The 21,487-nt window shown below is 45.9% G+C and carries 19 protein-coding genes; 7 read left to right on the top strand and 12 right to left on the bottom strand.

What is annotated here, in order from left to right:
- Positions 1 to 66: 66 nt before the first annotated feature.
- Entirely contained in the window at positions 67 to 1,401 is a 1,335-nt protein-coding gene (gene astB, locus JFT56_RS11245) for an N-succinylarginine dihydrolase (RefSeq protein ID WP_198780193.1), read from the top strand.
- Positions 1,402 to 1,495: 94 nt separating this feature from the next.
- On the opposite strand, the gene JFT56_RS11250 is transcribed toward astB, so the two are convergent.
- Positions 1,496 to 3,937 carry a hypothetical protein gene (locus JFT56_RS11250; protein WP_198780194.1) on the bottom strand — a complete coding sequence of 814 codons (2,442 nt, stop codon included), beginning with the start codon at positions 3,935 to 3,937 and terminating at the stop codon, positions 1,496 to 1,498.
- Between the two features lie 220 nt (positions 3,938 to 4,157).
- On the opposite strand from JFT56_RS11250, the gene JFT56_RS11255 reads away from it, so the two are divergent.
- The 4 genes from JFT56_RS11255 (at position 4,158) to JFT56_RS11270 (ending at position 8,163) form a co-directional block, all read left to right on the top strand.
- A complete protein-coding gene (locus tag JFT56_RS11255) occupies positions 4,158 to 5,480 on the top strand; it encodes a dicarboxylate/amino acid:cation symporter (protein ID WP_198780195.1) in 1,323 nt (440 codons plus the stop codon).
- A gap of 146 nt (positions 5,481 to 5,626) precedes the next feature.
- Positions 5,627 to 5,986: a hypothetical protein gene (locus JFT56_RS11260; RefSeq protein ID WP_198780196.1), complete on the top strand. Its 360-nt coding sequence runs from the start codon at positions 5,627 to 5,629 to the stop codon at positions 5,984 to 5,986.
- Positions 5,987 to 6,148: 162 nt separating this feature from the next.
- A complete protein-coding gene (locus JFT56_RS11265) occupies positions 6,149 to 6,823 on the top strand; it encodes a response regulator (protein ID WP_198780197.1) in 675 nt (224 codons plus the stop codon).
- Positions 6,814 to 8,163 (top strand): sensor histidine kinase, encoded by a 1,350-nt coding sequence (locus JFT56_RS11270; RefSeq protein WP_198780198.1) that lies wholly within the window; start codon positions 6,814 to 6,816, stop codon positions 8,161 to 8,163. The genes JFT56_RS11265 and JFT56_RS11270 overlap by 10 nt, the downstream gene beginning before the upstream one ends.
- 14 nt (positions 8,164 to 8,177) lie before the next feature.
- Here JFT56_RS11270 and JFT56_RS11275 read toward each other — a convergent pair whose 3' ends face one another.
- A complete protein-coding gene (locus JFT56_RS11275; RefSeq protein WP_198780199.1) occupies positions 8,178 to 8,873 on the bottom strand; it encodes a 2OG-Fe(II) oxygenase in 696 nt (231 codons plus the stop codon).
- Between the two features lie 115 nt (positions 8,874 to 8,988).
- On the opposite strand from JFT56_RS11275, the gene JFT56_RS11280 reads away from it, so the two are divergent.
- Positions 8,989 to 10,251 (top strand): HD-GYP domain-containing protein, encoded by a 1,263-nt coding sequence (locus JFT56_RS11280; protein ID WP_198780200.1) that lies wholly within the window; start codon positions 8,989 to 8,991, stop codon positions 10,249 to 10,251.
- Between the two features lie 78 nt (positions 10,252 to 10,329).
- Here JFT56_RS11280 and corA read toward each other — a convergent pair whose 3' ends face one another.
- The 4 genes from corA to cobB form a co-directional block, all read right to left on the bottom strand.
- Positions 10,330 to 11,277, bottom strand: a complete 948-nt coding sequence (gene corA, locus JFT56_RS11285; RefSeq protein ID WP_198780201.1) for a magnesium/cobalt transporter CorA — start codon at positions 11,275 to 11,277, stop codon at positions 10,330 to 10,332.
- A 125-nt stretch (positions 11,278 to 11,402) separates the two neighbouring features.
- Positions 11,403 to 11,765 carry a hypothetical protein gene (locus JFT56_RS11290; RefSeq protein WP_198780202.1) on the bottom strand — a complete coding sequence of 121 codons (363 nt, stop codon included), beginning with the start codon at positions 11,763 to 11,765 and terminating at the stop codon, positions 11,403 to 11,405.
- 206 nt (positions 11,766 to 11,971) lie between these two features.
- On the bottom strand, positions 11,972 to 12,421 hold the full coding sequence (locus JFT56_RS11295) for an ATP-binding protein (RefSeq protein WP_198780203.1): 450 nt from the start codon (positions 12,419 to 12,421) through the stop codon (positions 11,972 to 11,974).
- On the bottom strand, positions 12,418 to 13,152 hold the full coding sequence (gene cobB, locus JFT56_RS11300) for a Sir2 family NAD+-dependent deacetylase (RefSeq protein WP_198780204.1): 735 nt from the start codon (positions 13,150 to 13,152) through the stop codon (positions 12,418 to 12,420). The genes JFT56_RS11295 and cobB overlap by 4 nt, the downstream gene beginning before the upstream one ends.
- Before the next feature lie 256 nt (positions 13,153 to 13,408).
- Here cobB and fur point away from each other — a divergent pair, with 256 nt between their 5' ends.
- Positions 13,409 to 13,840 carry a ferric iron uptake transcriptional regulator gene (fur, locus tag JFT56_RS11305; protein ID WP_198780205.1) on the top strand — a complete coding sequence of 144 codons (432 nt, stop codon included), beginning with the start codon at positions 13,409 to 13,411 and terminating at the stop codon, positions 13,838 to 13,840.
- A 72-nt stretch (positions 13,841 to 13,912) separates the two neighbouring features.
- On the opposite strand, the gene JFT56_RS11310 is transcribed toward fur, so the two are convergent.
- The 6 genes from JFT56_RS11310 to sucA form a co-directional block, all read right to left on the bottom strand.
- Positions 13,913 to 14,413 (bottom strand): GNAT family N-acetyltransferase, encoded by a 501-nt coding sequence (locus JFT56_RS11310; protein ID WP_198780206.1) that lies wholly within the window; start codon positions 14,411 to 14,413, stop codon positions 13,913 to 13,915.
- Between the two features lie 61 nt (positions 14,414 to 14,474).
- Positions 14,475 to 14,882 (bottom strand): nucleoside diphosphate kinase regulator, encoded by a 408-nt coding sequence (rnk, locus tag JFT56_RS11315; protein ID WP_198780207.1) that lies wholly within the window; start codon positions 14,880 to 14,882, stop codon positions 14,475 to 14,477.
- A 397-nt stretch (positions 14,883 to 15,279) separates the two neighbouring features.
- Positions 15,280 to 16,152: a succinate--CoA ligase subunit alpha gene (gene sucD / locus JFT56_RS11320; protein WP_198780208.1), complete on the bottom strand. Its 873-nt coding sequence runs from the start codon at positions 16,150 to 16,152 to the stop codon at positions 15,280 to 15,282.
- Positions 16,152 to 17,318, bottom strand: coding sequence for an ADP-forming succinate--CoA ligase subunit beta (gene sucC, locus JFT56_RS11325; protein ID WP_198780209.1), 1,167 nt, complete (start codon positions 17,316 to 17,318; stop codon positions 16,152 to 16,154). Before sucC ends, sucD begins: the two co-directional genes overlap by 1 nt.
- A 76-nt stretch (positions 17,319 to 17,394) precedes the next feature.
- Positions 17,395 to 18,597 carry a 2-oxoglutarate dehydrogenase complex dihydrolipoyllysine-residue succinyltransferase gene (odhB, locus tag JFT56_RS11330; protein ID WP_198780210.1) on the bottom strand — a complete coding sequence of 401 codons (1,203 nt, stop codon included), beginning with the start codon at positions 18,595 to 18,597 and terminating at the stop codon, positions 17,395 to 17,397.
- A 31-nt stretch (positions 18,598 to 18,628) separates the two neighbouring features.
- Entirely contained in the window at positions 18,629 to 21,460 is a 2,832-nt protein-coding gene (sucA, locus tag JFT56_RS11335; RefSeq protein ID WP_198780211.1) for a 2-oxoglutarate dehydrogenase E1 component, read from the bottom strand.
- Between the last annotated feature and the right edge of the window lie 27 nt (positions 21,461 to 21,487).

Below are 21,487 nucleotides of genomic sequence, written 5' to 3' on the forward strand. Positions count from 1 at the left end.
AGTATACTGGGTCCCCTCAGGGAGCATATGAACAAATAATAACCTTCCCTATCACAAGGATAAGCAATGAAGCACTTTGAAGCGAATTTTGACGGACTCGTTGGCCCAACCCACAATTATGCGGGATTGTCTTTTGGCAATGTGGCCTCACTCAGCAACGCCGCACTGGTATCTAACCCTAAGGCTGCTGCAAAACAAGGTCTACAAAAAGCTAAAGCTCTGGCCGATTTAGGGATAGTTCAAGGCATGTTAGCGCCTCAAGAACGCCCAGACATCTATACACTGCGCCGAATTGGTTTTTCAGGCAACGATGCTCAAGTGTTACAACAAGCCGCGAGAGAGGCTCCAGCGCTGCTTAATGCCTGTTGCAGTGCATCCAGTATGTGGACAGCCAATGCTGCGACCGTATCGCCAAGTGCGGATACCCGTGACGGTAAACTGCATTTTACCCCAGCCAATCTCGTCGATAAATTGCACCGCAGTCTCGAGCCCATCACAACGGGGCGCATCTTAACAGCAACTTTCAACGATCCCCACTATTTTCATCACCATAATCATTTACCTGAACATAATAGCTTCGGTGATGAAGGTGCGGCAAACCACACAAGGCTATGCAACGAATACGGACATGCCGGAGTAGAACTGTTCGTTTATGGACAGGAAGCGACCAATCCCAATGCGCCTAAACCGCAAAAATACCCCGCAAGACAAACCCTAGAAGCGTCCATGGCGGTAGCACGTTTACATCAACTTGAAGAGGATAATTGTGTTTTTATCCAACAAAATCCCGATGTGATTGACCAAGGCGTATTTCACAATGACGTTATCGCCGTAGGTAACCAAAATGTCCTGTTCTACCATGAGCAAGCATTCTTAAATACTCAGCAAAAAATCGATGAAATTAAACGTAAGCTCAATACAGAACTGTATTTTATCGAGGTCCCAACGGCAAAAGTAGCCATTAATGACGCCGTCAAAAGCTATTTATTTAATACTCAAATTATCACCCTACCCTCAGGGGAAATGGCGATTATTGCCCCCACAGATTGTCAAGAAAACCCAGCGGTATTTGCCTATTTAAACGAATTACTGACGCTAAACACGCCCATTAAGCAAGTGCGCTATTTCGATGTAAAACAAAGTATGCAAAACGGTGGCGGCCCAGCCTGCTTGCGTTTACGGGTCGCCATGAATGAACGAGAAGTCGCGGCAGTGAATCAACACACCTTATTGGATGATGCCTTATTTAGCCGCCTAAATACTTGGGTAGACAAACACTACCGCGACAGATTATCAACTCAGGACCTCGCAGATCCGCAGTTAATGATAGAATCTCGCACCGCCTTAGATGAGCTAACGCAAATCATGAAATTAGGCAGTGTTTATCAGTTCCAACGTTAGACTACAGCCTGTTATCAAGCTTTATTTCATTTTTGAATTAAAAATAAAAAGAGCACATTGTTGTGCTCTTTTTTTCATCAACAAACTTGATCAACTAATTAATGATAATTGGAATCGAAAGAACTTGAGTCACTAATCCACCAGGTGTCTCAACCTCAACAATAAAAGTACCAGTATTTGGCTGCTCTTCGCCTTTTAAGGTAACGCTAAATTCACGTCCAGCATTATAATTGCTACTAGGCCAAGTATACTGAGTCCCACTAGCAACCGATCCCGCACTCGCTGTAAAACGAACAACGCTGCCAGCAGGCATTTGTTGGTTATGTAGATCAGAAATAGTGAAATATACAGTAGCAGCACCTTTCCCTATAATATCAATACTTTGGTCTTTATTAATACTATAACTGTCATCAATCAGCACATCGCCAATAGGTGTTGCATAAGCAGTACTGCCCGACATCACTATCACCAAACTGCCCCGAACATATAGAGACTTAGAGTTAGCGGTACCATCAGCACAGGCTGAATGTGCAGGCTCCGCACAAAGCACCCCGTTGTACTTATTATCTTTTACATCAAAAATACCATTAGAATTAAAATCAATAAGTTCTTCTAATTCACCACCAGTTTGTCCGCCTGATTGCTGTGGATTGAAAACACCATCCTCGTTGTAATCGTTAAAGGCATCGTTTAAATCAAATGGTCTACCGCTCACGTCTTTCTGATTTAAAAATGCCGTCACCTCTGTAGAATCGAAGCGTCCATTACCATTTAGGTCTGGAAATGATTCCTCACCAATCGCTGTTGCCGTAATGGTTGCTCGGCCACCGTATTTTTGTCCATAAAAGTTACCCAAATTGGGTGCAAGTGCTGCAATAGGATTTCGAATTAATGCACCTGTCTCATCAATAAGTAACTCTCCCTCTGGCCTCGCTAATTGACTTGTCCAAATCACACTACATGTACCTTTAACTGTTTGGCAGGCATCTTCAATAGCCCCCCCTTCTGTAGTAAAGGAAACGGTTGTACCATCTGGTACGGGGTTATTGAAGGCATCAGCCAAACGTGCCGTCACAGTAACTTTTGTACCGTCAACATCCCATCCTTCAGCATTGAGTATTGAAGCAGAAAGTGAAAAGCTATCTTGGTCAGGGATACCTGTTGACACAATTAACTGACTAGACTGACTAGAAATCACAGGTGATGAACCAGCAATAGTACCTGTTACTCGAACAGAAGTTGCAACCGTACCCGTTTTAACCACCGTCTGAACAATGCCTTGGCTATTTGTCGTAGCACTTAATGGATCCAATTCAATACCTCCAGTGGTGGTATTGAGACTAAAATTGACTAATTGGTTACTGACTGGATTACTATTAGTATCTAATACTTTAAACTTCACTTCCGATGACTCAGCACCACCTGTGCCTAAAATAGCAATATTTTGAGGTGTTGCAGAAAGGAATACTATGCTTCCAACATTCGCAGGAAGAACCTTAATAGTACCAGTCGCAGATAAATTTAATCCGCCAGCATTAGCCGTTACATTTATAGGGTCATCACCAACACAGCCTTTAGCAAGGTAAGTCGTTGTTGCTACCCCATTGACTGAAGGAACAGGAGAACTAATAACTGCTTCAGGAGATGATTTTGTTGAACAAGCCGAAGAAAACTTAACATCGACAGGCTGGGTAAAAGGCTTACCTTGGTCATCTTGGATCATGACAGAAATTGTTGCAGTACCACCCGCAGTTAACTCGTCTACGCTCACATTTGCTTTACCTGCAACAAACGGATCGCCACTCCCCATAACCACATTTGTTGCACCAACAACAACGACAATACTGCCTTTTTCTCCACTTGCCAGAGAAGCGACTATCGTACCTGCACCTAAAGTGTTACCTGCATAGATATCAACGCTTGCTTTACCCTGACTGTTAGTAACCGCGGTTTTTATAGGAAGATCGCCAATATCATTATCGAAGGTCACTATGGTTGGTTTATTTATACCTGTAACTGTGGCGGTTAATTTTCCTGGATTTAAAGAGGTAATGGTTTGAATCGGCACACCATTTACATCAGTTAATGCTAAATTAACTTGGGCTCCACCTCCCGCTTCTCCGCCATCACCCTTCATAACAAAACCAATCTTACCCGACTCCCCCGAATCAACTGTACCAGTGACGGTCCCAGCTCCAGCGATGGTTGCGGTATTCAAAATGATAGTTGCAATACCATCACTATTTGTCAGCGCCGTAGCCGCACTTGGATCAAATGAACCAATATTCGCGTTACTCAAACTGAATGTAACTAACTCACCCGCTAAAGCACCCAATTTTGAATCTACTACTTTAGCTGACACTGTTGCAGGCGCTAATGCAGAGATATCCGTATTCGAAATACTAAGAGTGACAGTCACTACACTAGGTGGGGGTGTCGTTCCTGAGCCATCATCGGTGATATTGCCTCCACCACCACACGCGACTAAGAAAAGTGAACATAATCCTGCAAGAAAAACCTTATACGCTGACTTCATTGTCAGGCTCCCTGTTACTCAGATGATAATACTAAGATTGACGCTTATAACTTATAGGCTAACATTACACAATTTTCACGTAACTTTTCCATAACTCTCTTATTTTATTTCGCATAATGTCCACTTAGTTTAGTATCGGTTCTCATTTCAACTTGCGCATTTTCTTGCTAGGCTTGTTGGCGCCAAAATTAGAATGTATAAAAAACACACAGGAATCCCCATGGCAAGCTCGTTAAATAATAAACTCGGTCTCACAAGTAAAATCCTGCTCGGTATGGTAGCGGGCATTATATTTGGACTTTTGCTCCGCAATTTTTTCCCCGAAAGCACTTTTGTTAAAGACTATATTACCAATGGCTTTTTACATGTTATTGGTACCATCTTTATATCTAGCTTAAAAATGTTAGTCGTGCCTTTGGTCTTTATTTCGTTGGTATGTGGGACATGCTCCCTCAGTGAGCCATCAAAATTAGGCCGCCTAGGTGGCAAAACATTGGCTTTTTATTTATTTACCACGGCGATTGCGTTAGTACTTGCGATTATTGCCGCAGTCATAGTGCATCCAGGTAATGCCTCTCTGGCCACAGAAAAAATGCATTACGTGGCTAAGGATGCACCGGGTCTCGCGGATGTGTTAATTAGCATAGTGCCAACCAACCCTATGCAGGCCATGAGCGAAGGTAACATGTTGCAAATCATTATCTTTGCAGTGATTTTTGGTTTTGCCATTGCCCATATTGGTGAGCGCGGAAAGCGTATTGCCGTATTGTTTGAAGATTTAAATGAAGTCATTATGCGCGTAGTGACCCTTATCATGCAGCTAGCACCCTATGGTGTGTTTGCCTTGATGGGAAAATTAGCATTAACATTAGGCTTAGAAACCTTCGGCAGTGTGGTGAAATACTTTTTTGTCGTGCTGGTTGTATTGCTGATCCACGCATTTATTGTTTATCCGACCTTACTCAAACTACTTTCAGGCTTAAACCCACTGATTTTTATCCGCAAAATGCGTGATGTGCAGTTATTTGCCTTTTCGACAGCCAGTTCAAATGCCACTCTGCCCATTACTATCGAGGCTTCGGAGCATAGACTGGGGGTCGATAATAAAATAGCTTCCTTCACCCTTCCCTTAGGCGCAACTATCAACATGGATGGCACCGCCATTATGCAAGGGGTCGCCACGGTATTTATCGCACAGGTATTTGGCATAGAGCTCACCATGACCGACTATGCCGCCGTAGTGGTTACCGCAACACTGGCCTCAATTGGCACCGCTGGCGTCCCTGGTGTTGGTTTGATTATGCTTGCTATGGTTCTAAATCAAGTGGGTTTACCCGTTGAGGGCATTGCCTTAATCATTGGTGTTGACCGTTTACTCGATATGGTGCGCACCGCAGTCAATGTCACTGGAGATTGTGTGGCGACCGTTGTGATCGCTAAATCCGAAGGTGAATTTAACGAAGCCGTATTCAACAATACCCAGGCTGGAAAAGTAGCCAGAAGCTTTGATGAGCAAGTACATCAAATGGATAATAAAGCCTAATACAATGAGTTAAGCCTCTAAACGCCCAGCCTTTGCTGGGCGTTTTTTATGGGTGATGTTTAAATCTGTGAACATGCCATTAGAATGTAACTTTATTTTTCGCTACATTAGCACACTAGATACTGATCCAAAGATGAGGAGAGACTATGTGGTGGAGAACAATATGGGTAATCGTAGCGTATTGGCTATTAAGCGCCCACTTTTTACGTTATGACCAAGTGTATTTGACCGGCATATTCGCATTAGCGCCCCTTGGTATCTTGCTCAAACACAGCCTCGTTATGCGGTTACTTCAAGTTGTGCTATTTACCTGTATATTCGCCGTTTGGGGCGTAACCACCATAGAAACCATTCAAATGCGTATTGCCCAAGAAGTACCTTGGATAAGATTGGCAGCCATTATGGGGGGCGTGATGCTCTTTACTTTAGGCTCCATATTGTGTGGAAATGGGATATTACGCTTAAGAATACAAAACGCCCGTTGGCGTACATCGCCTATTCGCTAAGATGTTAAATGCCTTTTAAGACAAGAAATTAGTTTTTATTTTAATCACGGGATAAACTTGGTCAGCAAAGGTTAAGTTCATCTAGAATATGATAAGACAATATTTGGTCCTCTCGGATAATTTGCGTAAACTGGACCTAATCGACTTAGAGGCATGAGCACTATGAGAATTTTGGTAGTTGAAGATGATCTTATTTTATCCCACCATCTGAAAGTACAATTAAGCGATTTAGGCAATCAAGTACAAGTCGCCCTTACGGCCAAAGAAGGATTTTACCAAGCGACAAATTATCCTATCGATGTTGCCATTGTGGATCTAGGTCTGCCAGATCAAGACGGTATTAGTCTTATCCAGCAGCTGCGTGACGAGGGACTTAAAGCGCCGATCCTCATCTTAACTGCCCGTGTCAATTGGCAAGATAAAGTAGAAGGCCTAAATGCAGGCGCCGACGACTACTTAGTAAAACCTTTTCAAAAAGAAGAACTTGTCGCAAGACTCGATGCCTTGGTCAGACGTAGTGCAGGCTTTGTTAAACCTGTGATTACCAGCGGTGAACTCAAGCTCGATCTCGCCGCCAAACAAGTGACTCTGGGTGAAGAAATAATGGAAGTCACCGCCTTCGAGTACCTAATTCTCGAGTACTTAATGCGCCATTGCCACGAAGTTGTCGCCAAACAACGACTGCTCGATGTGATCTATGGTGATAAAGAAGGCGACCCTAATACCATCGAAGTCATGGTCAGTCGTCTTCGCAAAAAACTCACCCGTGATGGGATAGATACCCCCATAGTCACCATTCGTGGCCAAGGATACAAGTTCAATCTGCCATGCAACTAAAATTAAAATTTAAGAAACGCCTGCTCACGCGGATGTTTCTCACCTCACTATCGATTATCACCTTAGTGGGTTTCGGTCTCGCATGGATGGTCAACATTCTGCATGCGCAAAATAGTTACAATGAAGAAACTGCCCAGCTGATCGCAGAAATCCCCCAAGTCGCCGCGGAATTACGGGAACACGATCTGATCCCCGATACTAGCGCATGGCTTGAGGAGAATAACAAACAAGAACGTTATGTGATTGCCAGCTGCGATGAAAAATTCAAACAGGTATGGACATCCTCCCTCGCCGTTGATCGCGGCTTATTTGATACCTGCGAGCGATTTAATGAAATACGCAACGATTCGCCCCCCTATTACTTAACCTTGGCCGATGACAGGGGCTACTTTGTCTACTTACTCGCGGTAGAAATCGCGGGAGTACATTACAACCTGCTAGTGATGAAAGATGCCGCCAAACTCGAACAGGAATACAGTAAATTCAGTAAGCGCACCTATATTCGCTTAGCCATGGTGCTGGCGCTGGCGTTGATCCTGCTGGTCAGTGCGGCTTATTGGGGAATGCGCCCACTGGTTCGGATGCAAAATGAGCTGCAATCGATTAACCAAGGCAAGAGTAAGTCACTCTCTGACGGTTATCCCGTGGAACTCGAAGGCGTAACACAGGCACTCAACCAAATGTTGCAACAATCGAGTGCCCAGCAGCAACGCTATCAAAATGCCATGAATGACCTTGCCCATAGCCTTAAGACACGCCTTGCGGCAGTCCATGCGATCACCGACGATACCAGTTTAAATAAGCAATCTGCCAATGAGAAAATTATGGAGCAGATAAGCCAAATGGATCAATTAGTTAAATATCAACTCAAACGCGCTATGTTAGGTCGCCAAGGGTTAAAGCAGGAACATACCGCTATTGCGCCCCTAGTGGATCAATTAGCTCAAATGTTATTTAAAATTTACCGCGACAAAAAAGTGCAATTTAGCGCCAAAATACCCGCTAGCTTGTTGTTTCCAGGTAATAAAGGCGATTTGATGGAACTGTGCGGCAACTTAATGGAAAATGCCTTTCGCCTCTGCATCAGCCAAGTACAAGTGAGTGCCCAATTTAATGAGCAGGGGGAATTTGAATTAATCGTTGAAGATGATGGACCCGGTGTTGAAGAGAGCCTACGACAAAAAATCATTCAGCGAGGGGTTCGCGCCGACACTCAATCCCCTGGCCAAGGCATTGGTTTAGCGGTATGTGATGAAATCGTCAACAGCTACGGTGGCAGTCTAAGTATTGAAGAAAGCCACTTAGAAGGGGCGCGTTTTAGAATAAAAATCCCCGTCTAAGCAGCGTCACTCAATTAGCCATATACCGCGTATAACTGCTCTGCGCGGTTAAACATCACCCAAGAAGTCGCTATATATTTATCATTGCTTTTTGGCATATTGCCACGGTGGGAATGGGTAAAACCGGCCGGTGCAATCACCATAGTGCCTTTCTTCGGTGAGATTTTACGCTGCTGATAATAAAACTCAGTTTCGCCGCCCTCTTCCACATCGTTCAAATAAAACATATATAGCACCACACGGTGCAGCGCTTCATTATGGCCGTTCTGCGGAAATTGCTCCGAATGCCAATGGGGATAACCGCCTTTATTACGTTGATATTTTTGAATATTGATACTACCGCTGCGGTATAAATACTTTACTAAGGCTTCGGCTCTGGGCTGACCAAGACGTTCAAAATTACTGGGTGTTAACGTGACGGCTTGCCCTTGTTCATCACTGACAGAGACAGATACCGCGCCCATTAACGCCATCGCATATTTAGTAAAATAATCTACCGTCCCTTTTAGGGTATAGCCTAACAGCTCATTCTTTAGGGGCTGTAGATCGGCAAAGTTATCTAAGGTTAAATCTCGGCTGACTTTTTTTTCAGGATCGACACCATTTCCCGTTTGTCCATCGACAACACCGGCATGTTGATCAAATGCTAAAATGAGACGGTTACACAGGTCATCTGGCAACGCATTAGGGTATACTTCAATAAAGTCCATACATCCTCAATGGTGTGGCTATTGCTACTCTTACTATGCTGACATGTTAGTTAAGTAATTGTAAAGCTGCGGCATTGATATAAAATAACGCGATTGCCTCCACGATAACAAAAATATGAAAAAAAGCTGTAAAGTTTCAGTTCACCAATTGCAGGTCGGCAACTTTGTACGTTTGCCCGTGGCTTGGAAGGATCATCCCTTTTTATTCAGTAGTTTTCATATAAAACAAGCTGCACAAATCGAGTTAATCAAAAGCTTAGGTATCGAGCATGTGATTGTCGATCTTGAGCGCAGTGAAGCGGCCCCGCTGAATGCCGATGCCATTAATCCCATCACACAGCCGCCAAGCTCTGAAATCAATGTGCTTAAAAACGACATGGATCTATACAAGGCCGAGCAGATTGAAGTGCAAAAAAAGTTGCGCCGCGATATCCACAAAACCGAGCAGAACTTTACCCGCTCTGTGGCTATGATGCGCAGCCTTATCTCAAAGCTGCGCAATCGTCCCTTGAATGCGGTGGACGATGCTAAGGTCTTAGTCCACAGCATGGTTGAGCAGCTTTTGACCTCAGATAACCTAGTGCTGCACTTAATGAGTGATGCCAAGCAGGATGAAAGCATTTATTACCACTCGTTAAACGTCGCCATTCTTTCCATGCTCATTGCCAAGGAAATGGAATGGGAACGCAGTGAGATTGAAGCGATAGGCTTAAGCGCCTTATTCCATGATGTGGGTAAGTTAAAAGTTCCCCCACAAATCCTGAAAAAATCTACTCCTTGGTCGGCGCCAGAGCTGAATTTTATCAAGCAACATCCACTGCTCGGCATTGAGCTACTCAAACTGGCGGATAACTTCCCCCAAGCGGCCTTACCCGCAATCGCCAACCACCATGAGTTCCTCGATGGCAGTGGTTATCCTAAGGGATTAAAGGAAGATGCGCTGGATAAATTGTCGCAGCTTTTGGCCGTTGTAAACGAATACGACTCCCTCTGTTATCCCAGCCAGCAGGGCAAGGCTCGTATGCCTTATACTGCCTTAGGATATTTGTACAAACAGTACAAAACCAAGTTGAATCAGGAATATATAGGTAAGATGATCAAGATGCTCGGCATCTATCCCCCCGGCAGTGTGGTAGAACTGTCGAGCGGACAATATGCCATGGTGATGTCGGTTAACTTACAGAAATTACTCAGTCCTAAAATCCTCGTATATGATGCGCTGGTGCCTAAGGATCAGGCCCCGATTGTCGATCTTGAAATCGAAGGCATCAGTATTGTGCGCTGTCTTCCGCCGGCGGCCCTCCCGGAGAAAGTACACGAATACCTCAATCCCCGAGAGCGTGTCAGCTATTATTTTGGCGGAGATAGTCGCAAATAAATCGCCAATGAAGCCAATGAAAAAGCCGGAGAGACTCCGGCTTTTTGCTAATGCTTTGCGATTAAATCAAATAGTCGATTAGAGCCAATGCTTACGCTTAAAGAAAAAGTAAGTCCCCGCCGCACTGGCTAACATCATCAAGATCGCCATTGGATAACCGTATTGCCACTCAAGCTCAGGCATACTGCCAAAGTTCATGCCGTAACTGCTGGCGATAAGCGTTGGCGGCAGAAACACCACGGCCGCGACCGAGAAAATTTTAATGATTTTATTCTGTTGCAGACCGCTAAAACCCATAGCCGCATCGAGTAGGAAGTTCAACTTATCGAAAATAAACTGGCTGTGGGGCATTAAGGATTCGATATCCGACAACATTTCCCGCAGATCCTTAAGGTGCTCATCGGAAAGCTGTCCGCGATAATAACGCTGCATATAACGCAGTGAACGTTGGGTATCGAGCAAACTCAAACGAATTTTACCGTTAGAGTCTTCCTGCAGCGTAATGAGCTTAAACACATCATCTAATTCATCATTATCGAAGACTTGCTCGCCCACATTTTCGAGCACTGTATAAACATCTTCAATTAAGTCAGATAGATAATCCACTTTCAGGTTAAACAGTTCGAGAAACAATTCCTGCGGTGTCGACACTTCGAGTCGACCTAAGCGCAAATAGTTACGCAGCAGACGGATAAGCCCGACATCTTCTTCACGTATGGTCAGTAAAAAATTAGCCCGCAGGTTAAAGGAGACGTTAACGCCACGCACATCTTGACCGACGCGCTGGGGGAATAAGGAATTGATATGCAGGCCGTCGCTGTTTTGATAGAAACGCGCCGAGGCCTCAATCTCGTTGATATCTTCTTCGTCTGGGACTTCTTCAACGGAAAAGTGACTTAACCATTCTCGCTCTGCATCATCAGGTTTATAAAGATCTAACCAAATGGTCGACGTCGGAATACTGTCTTGAATGTTGATTTCGGTCACAGTGAGGCGACGGTTTTCGTAGACATAAGCAGTAATCATTTGTCCTCCTGAAAAAAACTTAAGCAAAAAGTCCACTTAAGTGCAGGCTAAAAAATTGTCGCTAGTTTACCGCATAAGTTGGTAATGAAAAGGCAGGAGAGATAAATTCATAAAATAAATCTGCCTTAGTCTTCGAGGATCTCCAGCCGCTCCGCATTGGAAAAGCGAATATGCACTCCTTCAACCGTGACCATCTTAGTTTCTGAGATATCGCCTTTACGGGCATGATAAACGCCAAAATTCCCGCCGGATGGCGACACTATCGTCACTGTCACCACTTTATGCTGGTCGCGCCAGTACCACACACTGTAGCTTAAAAGACAAAGCCCCAGCAGCAAAAATGCCCCACTCATGCCATAGCGGCGCCATAGACCCGGTGACACAAATGTATTTGGCAATGACACTCGAACCGCGCTTGGTTTACGCTTAGCGAGCAGCAAAATCACCATAATGATCACGGCGAGCGTGAGCAGCAGTTTCGTTAACAAGATACACTCCAGAGGAACCGACTCGCCGTATTATAATCGACAATTCAATGGGAAACTGTCATTAAGATCAAGCTTATGCAACTCTTGCTTAACGCATTTGCCTTAGACTTATGCTTAACGCATTTGACTTAAACTTAGCGCATTTGACTTAGAACCTGATCTTTAAAAACAGAAGATAACGCCACAAGATGACAAACAAAGGAAAACTAAAAAGCCTCAAACAGCCTTGCCATGCGTTGTATTTGACTCAAAGGTACTTGATGCCGATTGCGCTCCGCACACAGTTTTTGATGATTTAGGTTTAATGGATCGCCCACCAACACAATACGCACTGGATAACCAAGCGCTTTGGCCGCCGCCTCATAGGCCATATACTCCCAATGGCAGAGGTTAGTATTATCGCAAATCACTATGGGTTCTTCTAAGGCCAACGCTTGGATAAATGCGGTCAGGTTTCGTTGATGATATTCGGACAGTTTTTTCGCATCGAATCGATATTCATCGCCTTGGTAAAAGAAATGATCCGTGGAAAAAATCCCCTGCCTGCGTAGACGAAACCCCACATCCACAGGCAAGGCTGCAATATACTCTTCCACCCAATGGGATTTTCCACTGCCAGGTAATCCCCGCATGATAATGGCGAGTCTTTGGCTCATAACGCCGCCAAATCACTGCCAATAACATGCCCGGCTAAGATGATATCGACCAATTTAGGCACTAACTCTCCCGCCCTCCCCGTTAAATGATATTGGAATTGGCTGTGCCTATCGGGCACGAGTAAGTTCACTTCGACCGTTTGTGCACCGTGGTGATTAGCCGAATCGACAAAGCCCGCCGCGGGATAAACAGTGCCAGAAGTGCCAATAGCGATAAATAAATCACAGTTATCAAGCGCCTCGTGAATTCTATCCATACCTAGGGGCATTTCGCCGAACCACACAACATGGGGGCGTAACCTTTGGGCAGGAATACAGCAAGTGCAGCAGTTCTCAGGACCAAAAGGCTCACGCAGGATAAACGTTTGACGGGAACGGGGGCAGCGCCCCTTAGATAACTCCCCATGCATATGCAATAGCCGCCGAGATCCCGCCCGCTCGTGCAAATTGTCAATATTTTGAGTGACGATCAATAGTTGTCCAGGAAACTCGGCTTCCAGCCTAGCTAACGCCAAATGGGCGGCATTAGGCATCACACTACCGCAATGCAATTGCTCCCACCGGCTATTATAAAACCGCTCAACTAAGTCTACATCCCGCTCATAACCTTCAGGTGTGGCGACATCTTCAATATGATGTTCTTCCCACAGGCCATCTTGATCGCGAAAGGTACGTAATCCCGACTCGGCGGAGATCCCTGCGCCAGTTAACACCACAATATGCTGGTACATACCGATTCCTTTAGTTTTAATTATGATGCCTATTGTCACGGACTTTTGCGGCCGTGAACATTATTCCTTGGTATAACCATACAAAAACTATGCTTGAATTGCCGCAAATTATTGCAATTTCGCGTTAAGTGACACAATTTATCCGCATATAGGCGCAGAAAGCTAGAACAAAGGTTTAAGTTTTCAATTTGAGCCCCTATAATGGCTAACACTATCCACGGATGAACCTATTGGTTCTGCAATCAAGAGATTAGCAATGACAGATGGAAATCAAGCGCTAAAAAAAGCCGGTTTGAAAATCACCCTGCCACGAGTCAAGATCCTAGAACTGATGCAAGGACCTGAAAACCAACATATCAGTGCAGAAGACTTATATAAGAAACTGCTCGATTTGGGGGAAGAAATTGGCCTAGCGACAGTTTACCGTGTATTAAACCAATTTGATGATGCCGGTATTGTCAGTCGCCACCATTTTGAAAGTGGTAAAGCCGTTTTTGAACTCTCGACCCAGCATCACCACGACCACTTAGTCTGCCTATCTTGCGGTAAAGTGATTGAGTTTTCGGATGAAGTTATCGAACGTCGCCAAGACGAAATCGCCATGAAGCACAATATCAAGCTCACTAACCACAGCTTATATTTGTATGGCCATTGCACCAATGATAGTTGCGATCATAACGACGAATAACGAGCGTTCGTTAAAGCAGCCCAATAACAAAAAACCAGCCGAGGCTGGTTTTTTAGTTTACGATGCTGTCACCTACGCTAGGACCTTAGCGTAAATATTAATCCTGTGCCCCATAAACTCATTTTGCTCACGCCAGTGCATTCCAACGCGTTTCGCTACACCTTCAGAGCCTAAGTTTCCCTCTAAGATCAATGCAATCGCTTTATCAATCCCGAATTGTGGAAACATCTCTAGCGCCGCCTGAGCCGCTTCGCTGCCAATTCCCATTCCCCAATATTCAGGGAAATATCGGTATCCCAACTCGACTTCATTAAACTCAGGGATAAACTTAGGCCCACAGAAGCCAATCACTTTCTTATCGGCTTTGTGCTCTACCGCCCAACGGCCAAATCCCCGTTGCAGATAATCCTCAAGGATCACATTGTGAAATAATGCATCTGCCTGCTCGCGGTCCGTAAAAGGATCTGTCGGAATGTATTTCAGCATCGCAGAATTACTGTTCATCAAATACAAGGCGTCAATATCTTGCGCTGTAAATGGCCGAATAATTAAACGCTCGGTTTGGGTGATCATCTTTGCTCCATTAAGATTTAGCTAAATACTTTACAAGGAACGGGCCGTACACTGAGTAGTGTTAGCGGTGAAAATCGCCGCTACGCTCTGGCTGATAAACGATATCTTCGATACGAACCTTTACCATAGTTCCACCGGGCCCAGGCCATTCAATTTCATCACCTTGGGATAACCCCAGCAAGGCACTTCCCACGGGAGCGAGGATTGAAATAGTCCCCTCGCCATTGGCATCCTTGGGATACACTAACCGTAGACAGAAGGTATCGCTACTGGATGAAACGCTGAATTTCACTTCCGAGTTCATGGTCACTACATTGGCAGGCATCTGCGCCGCGGGGACGATGTCGGCCCTGTCTAATTCAGCCTCTAATGCCGCTTTCCCTGGGAATGCATTTGCTGGCAGTGACTCTAGTAATCGCTCTAGTCTTTCTAAATCGATTTCCGAAATAATGATTTTAGGTGTTTTCACAGTTTTTCCCTCATAAAAATAAATGTTTACCCCACGACACCAGCAAACATCAGCTTAGTTGCTTACCCTCCCCCAATGCGATAAGCCCCATAATACAAATACGCTCACAGCCCTAGGCTGTAACCGTGACATAAATTTGAATTCAAGATATTTTGCAGAAGCAGCACTGAAGCCATAAGCACTTAGCCCATGGTTAATGGCTCTACTCAAATTATCCTCGCAGATGGCACAGACGAGCCTTTAGTAGAGAACCATCAATCTAACCCGTAGAAGAAAAAATATCTAGCCTTCATGGTGTTAGCTCAGTCCCATTCCTATCACTTAATGGTTTTCAGGGCTTAAATGACGCCCAATAAAAAAGGCGCCCTAGGCGCCTTTTAGTGTGTTAACGGTTAAATTACCAACCCGTTTTAGCACGTAGCGCTTTGCCGATATCCGCTAACGAGCGGACAGTAGTCACACCCGCCGCTTCTAAAGCAGCAAACTTGTCAGCAGCTGTACCTTTACCGCCAGCGATAATCGCGCCAGCATGGCCCATACGCTTACCAGCAGGTGCAGTGACACCGGCAATGTAAGAAACCACAGGCTTAGTCACGTGAGCTTTGATATAAGCCGCCGCTTCTTCTTCAGCAGTACCACCGATTTCACCGATCATCACGATGGCTTCAGTCTGTGGATCGTTTTGGAACATTTCCAATACGTCGATGAAGTTAGTACCTGGAATTGGGTCACCACCGATACCTACGCAAGTAGATTGGCCGAAACCTTCATCAGTGGTTTGCTTAACCGCTTCATAGGTCAGCGTACCTGAACGAGAAACGATACCCACTTTACCTTTTAAGTGGATGTGACCTGGCATGATACCAATCTTACATTCACCTGGGGTGATAACACCTGGGCAGTTAGGACCGATCATGCGAACGCCAGTTTCTTCCAGCTTCACTTTCACTTCCAGCATATCCAGTGTTGGAATACCTTCAGTGATACACACGATAAGCTCAATGCCACCGTCGATAGCTTCGAGGATCGCATCTTTACAGAAAGGTGCTGGAACATAGATAACAGAAGCTGTTGCGCCAGTGGCTGCAACCGCGTCTTTCACAGTGTTAAACACTGGCAGACCTAAGTGCTCGCTGCCGCCTTTACCAGGAGACACACCACCGACCATTTGCGTACCGTAATCGATCGCTTGCTGTGAGTGGAATGTACCTTGACCACCGGTAAAGCCTTGGCAAATTACCTTGGTATCTTTATTGATTAAGACAGACATTATTTGCCCTCCGCAGCTTTAACTACTTGCTCAGCCGCATCAGTCAGACTGGTAGCTGCAATGATATCAAGACCAGATTTTGCCAGAACTTCACGGCCTAATTCAGCATTAGTACCTTCTAAACGCACCACAACTGGAACCTTAACGCCCACTTCTTTAACGGCGCCAATGATACCTTCTGCGATCATGTCACAACGTACGATACCGCCGAAGATGTTAACCAGAACCGCTTTCACATTGCTGTCAGACAGAATGATTTTGAACGCTTCAGCAACACGTTCTTTGGTCGCGCCGCCACCTACGTCGAGGAAGTTCGCTGGCTTGCCACCGTGCAAGTTAACGATATCCATAGTACCCATAGCCAGACCAGCACCGTTCACCATACAGCCAACGTTACCGTCTAATGCCACGTAGTTCAGTTCGAACATTGCAGCGTGGGCCTCACGGGCGTCATCCTGTGATGGATCGTGCATTGCTTTAACTTTTGGCTGACGGAACAGTGCGTTACCATCGATACCAATTTTACCGTCTAGGCAGTGCAGGTTACCTTCAGTGGTGATAACCAGTGGGTTGATTTCCAGCAGTGCAAAATCATGATCAACGAACATAGTCGCCAGACCCATGAAGATCTTAGTGAACTGTTTCATTTGAGTTGGATTCAAACCCAGTTTGAAGCCAAGATCACGGGCTTGATATGGCTGTGGGCCTGTCAGCGGATCGATAATCGCTTTGTGAATGAGTTCTGGCGTTTCTTCTGCCACTTTCTCAATCTCAACACCGCCTTCAGTTGACGCCATAAACACGACGCGGCGTGTGCTACGGTCAACGACTGCGCCTAAGTACAGTTCGTTAGCGATGTCGGTGCAGCTTTCTACCAAAATTTTAGCAACTGGCTGGCCTTTCTCATCCGTTTGATAAGTCACCAGATTTTTGCCTAACCAGTGTTCGGCAAAGGCTCTGATTTCTTCTTTATCGCCAGTGACTTTAACGCCACCCGCTTTACCGCGGCCGCCTGCGTGCACTTGGCACTTAACAACCCATAAATTTCCGCCAATACGGCCTGCCGCTTCTACAGCTTCTTGGGCTGTATCACATGCAAAACCTTCTGACACTGGTAAACCATATTCGGCAAATAGGGATTTTGCCTGATACTCATGCAAATTCATGATGATCTATCCGTATACTTCTAATCAAATCCAACTGGCCCTAAGGGCCAGTCACGAGGGTATGTCTGGCTTTTTCTTATAGATCGAGCAGCAGACGTGTTGGGTCTTCTAGGAAGTCTTTAATCGCAACCAAGAAACCAACAGACTCACGGCCATCAACAATACGATGGTCATATGAGAGTGCTAGGTACATCATGGGCAGAATTTCAACCTGACCATTGACTGCCATTGGGCGATCTTTAATGGCATGCATGCCTAAAATCGCGCTTTGTGGCAGGTTAAGAATCGGGGTAGACATCAGTGAACCGAAGACGCCACCGTTAGTCACGGTGAAGTTACCACCTGTCATATCGGCAACCGTCAGTTTACCATCACGGCCTTTAATGGCCAGATCGCGCACGGCTTTTTCGATTTCAGCGAGGCTCATGGTATCCGTATCACGTAACACTGGTGTTACCAGACCACGTGGTGTTGATACTGCGATGCTGATGTCGAAGTAGTTGTGATATACGATATCATCGCCATCGATTGATGCGTTCACTTCTGGGAAGCGTTTCAGCGCTTCGGTCACCGCTTTCACATAGAAAGACATGAAACCTAAACGGATACCGTGGCGCTTTTCAAAGATATCTTGGTACTGCTTACGGATATCCATGATGGGCTTCATGTTCACTTCGTTGAACGTCGTGAGCATAGCGGTAGAGTTTTTCGCTTCTAATAGACGATTCGCGATTGTCTTACGCAGGCGAGTCATAGGAACACGCTTCTCGCTACGGCCCGCAGCAAGAGGAGCAACTACAGGCGCAGCCGCTACCGCAGCCGCCTTTGGCGCCCCTTTTGATGCAGAGCTAACATAGGCTTCAACGTCTTCTTTAGTGATACGCCCACCCACACCAGTGCCTTTCACTTTGCTGGCATCCACATTGTGCTCTGCCAGTAAACGACGAACTGAAGGGCTTAAGGCATCGTTGCTTTCTTCGCTTGTGGCAACGGGCGCAGCCGCTTCGGCTTGGGCTTTAGTCACTTCTTGACCAGAAACCGCACCGGCGATGAATCTTGCAATCACTTGTTCGCCAAGAACGGTGTCGCCCTCTTGGAACAGAAACTCACCGATGTGACCATCTTCCGGCGCAACCACTTCAAGAACCACTTTATCGGTTTCAATATCAACCAGATTTTGATCACGAGAAACCTGCTCGCCTACTTTCACATGCCAAGTGGCAATCGTGGCATCGGCAACAGATTCTGGTAGTACGGGTACCTTGATTTCGATACTCATGAAAAACTATCCTTTTATAAAATGTCTATTACTACAGTGTGGTTGTGAGTTTTAAGGCACTGTTTACTAAAGATTCTTGCTGATGTGCGTGCAGTTCTGGATAACCACATGCAGGAGCAGCCGAGGCTTCACGACCCGCGTAGGTTAACTGTGCACCAGCAGGAATCGCAGCCCAGAAGTGATGTTGGCTAGAATACCAAGCACCTTGGTTTTGCGGCTCTTCCTGACACCAAACGAAATCTTTCACATGTTGGAAATCCGCCAAAGCAACGACCATTTCATCGTGTGGGAACGGATATAACTGTTCGACACGAATAAGCGCTACGTTAGTGATATTTTCTTTACGACGTTTTTCCAATAGCTCAAAGTAAACTTTGCCACTACAGAAGACGACTCTATCAACCTTGCTCGCTTCCAAGGTGTCGATTTCACCGATCACGTTTTGGAAACTACCATTGGCTAATTCTTCCATGCTTGAAACCGCTAATGGATGACGTAGCAATGACTTAGGTGACATTACCACCAAAGGACGGCGCATTGGGCGCACCACTTGGCGGCGCAGCATATGGTAAACCTGTGCCGGTGTTGAAGGCACACACACTTGCATATTATGGTTAGCACACATCTGCAAGAAACGCTCTAAACGGGCGCTTGAATGCTCAGGACCCTGACCTTCATAACCATGCGGTAACAGCATAGTCAGACCACATAAACGGCCCCACTTCTGCTCACCCGATGACAGGAATTGGTCAATAACCACTTGAGCACAGTTGGCAAAGTCACCAAACTGCGCTTCCCAAATCGTTAAACCACCGGGTTCTGCCGTCGCATAACCATACTCAAACGCCAGCACTGAGGCTTCTGATAATACTGAGTCAGTAATATCGATTGGGCCTTGTTCATCGGCAATGTTGCGTAGTGGTAAATAGGTGGTCGCATCGTTTTGATTATGCAGTACAGCATGGCGATGGAAGAATGTTCCACGGCCAGAATCTTGCCCTGTGATGCGAATACGCTTGTTGTCTTCCAGAATCGAGGCATAGGCCAAGGTTTCTGCAAAGCCCCAGTCGAGTAACTTCTCACCTTTGGCCATAGCAACTCGGTCACCGTAAATTTTGGCAACACGGGATTGTAATGGATGGCTTTCAGGCACATAGCTGAGTTTATCGGCTAGCTTCTGTAAACGCTCGATAGGCATTGATGCTTGATAGGCTTCATCCCATTCACGGCCTATATGGGGTGTCCAGTCAACGGAATGGAGTGTCATTGGACGCCATTCTTTCACTACGCAATCACCTTGGTCTAAGGCATCGCGGTAGTTGTTGATCATGCCTGTCACTTCATCGGCAGCGATAGTGTTCTCTGCGATCAGCTTATCAGCATAGATTTTACGCGGCGTTGGGTGTTTTTTGATCTTGGCATACATCAAAGGCTGAGTTGCACTTGGCTCGTCGGCCTCGTTGTGACCATGGCGACGGTAGCAGACTAAGTCGATAACCACATCACGTTTAAACTCGTTACGGTAATCAACGGCCAGTTGCGACACAAAGGCCACAGCTTCCGGATCGTCGGAGTTAACGTGGAAAATCGGCGCCTGAACCATCTTAGCGATATCGGTACAGTATTCAGTCGAACGCACATCGTGGTGATTAGAAGTGGTAAAGCCCACTTGGTTATTCACTACGATGCGAATGCTGCCGCCCACTTTAAAGCCACGGGTTTGAGACATGTTGAATGTCTCTTGCACTATACCTTGACCAGTTATCGCAGAATCACCATGGATAGTGATTGGCATCACCTGTAGACCATCTTTACAACCACGACGGTCTTGGCGCGCACGTACAGAGCCCATCACCACAGGGTTCACGATTTCAAGGTGCGACGGGTTAAAGGCCAGTGCTAAATGCACGTTGCCGCCCGGCGTTTCAAAATCAGAGGAGAAACCTTGGTGGTACTTAACGTCACCCGAACCATGGGTATCGGCGTGCTTACCCGCGAATTCATCGAACAACTCAGCGGGACGCTTGCCTAAGACGTTAATCAAGACGTTTAAGCGACCACGGTGCGCCATACCAACGACGATTTCTTTGGTTCCGACTTCGCCTGCACGGTAAATAATTTCGCGCATCATAGGCACTAGCGCATCGCCGCCTTCTAAGGAGAAGCGTTTTGCACCTGGGAATTTAGCCCCAAGGTATTTTTCGATGCCTTCGGCGGCGTTTAAGCCTTCAAGAATACGGGTCTTAACATTTTTATCGTAATTAGCTTTACCTAAGGACGGTTCGAGACGTTGTTGGATCCAACGCTTCTCATCGGTGTCGGTAATATGCATGTATTCGGCACCGATAGAACCACAGTAAGTGGCTTTCAATGCCTTGACTAGATCCGCCAGCTTCATGGTTTCGCCGCCATGGGCGAAAGAACCTGTATTGAACTCGCGCTCCATGTCTTCTTTAGTCAAACCGTGGAAGGCAGGGTCTAAATCGGCGACAGGTTCACGTTTCCACAGTTCGAGGGGATCAAGGTTAGCACCTTGGTGACCACGAAAACGATGGGCATTGATCAGCTGCAGGACTTTAACTTGCTTAGCATCCATTTCAGGATCGGTCACACGAGCCGAGCTCTTATGGCGTCCTTCAAGGGCTAAACTGCGGAAATAATCACGTACTTTTGAGTGAGCAGCTTCAGGCGCGTCTTTAGAGGCACCGTTCACCGGAGGGAGATTATCAAATACCGCACGCCAATCGTCAGAGACTGACTGTGGGTCTTCTTGATAGGCTTCATACATCTCTTCTACGTAGGTCGAATTTGCACCACTTAAGTGAGATGATTCGAGCCAGGCTTTCATGATGCCTTGGTGCATTTCTATTCCTTTCAAACTTTATACACG

Source organism: Shewanella putrefaciens, assembly GCF_016406305.1.
GTDB classification, from domain to species: domain Bacteria; phylum Pseudomonadota; class Gammaproteobacteria; order Enterobacterales; family Shewanellaceae; genus Shewanella; species Shewanella putrefaciens_C.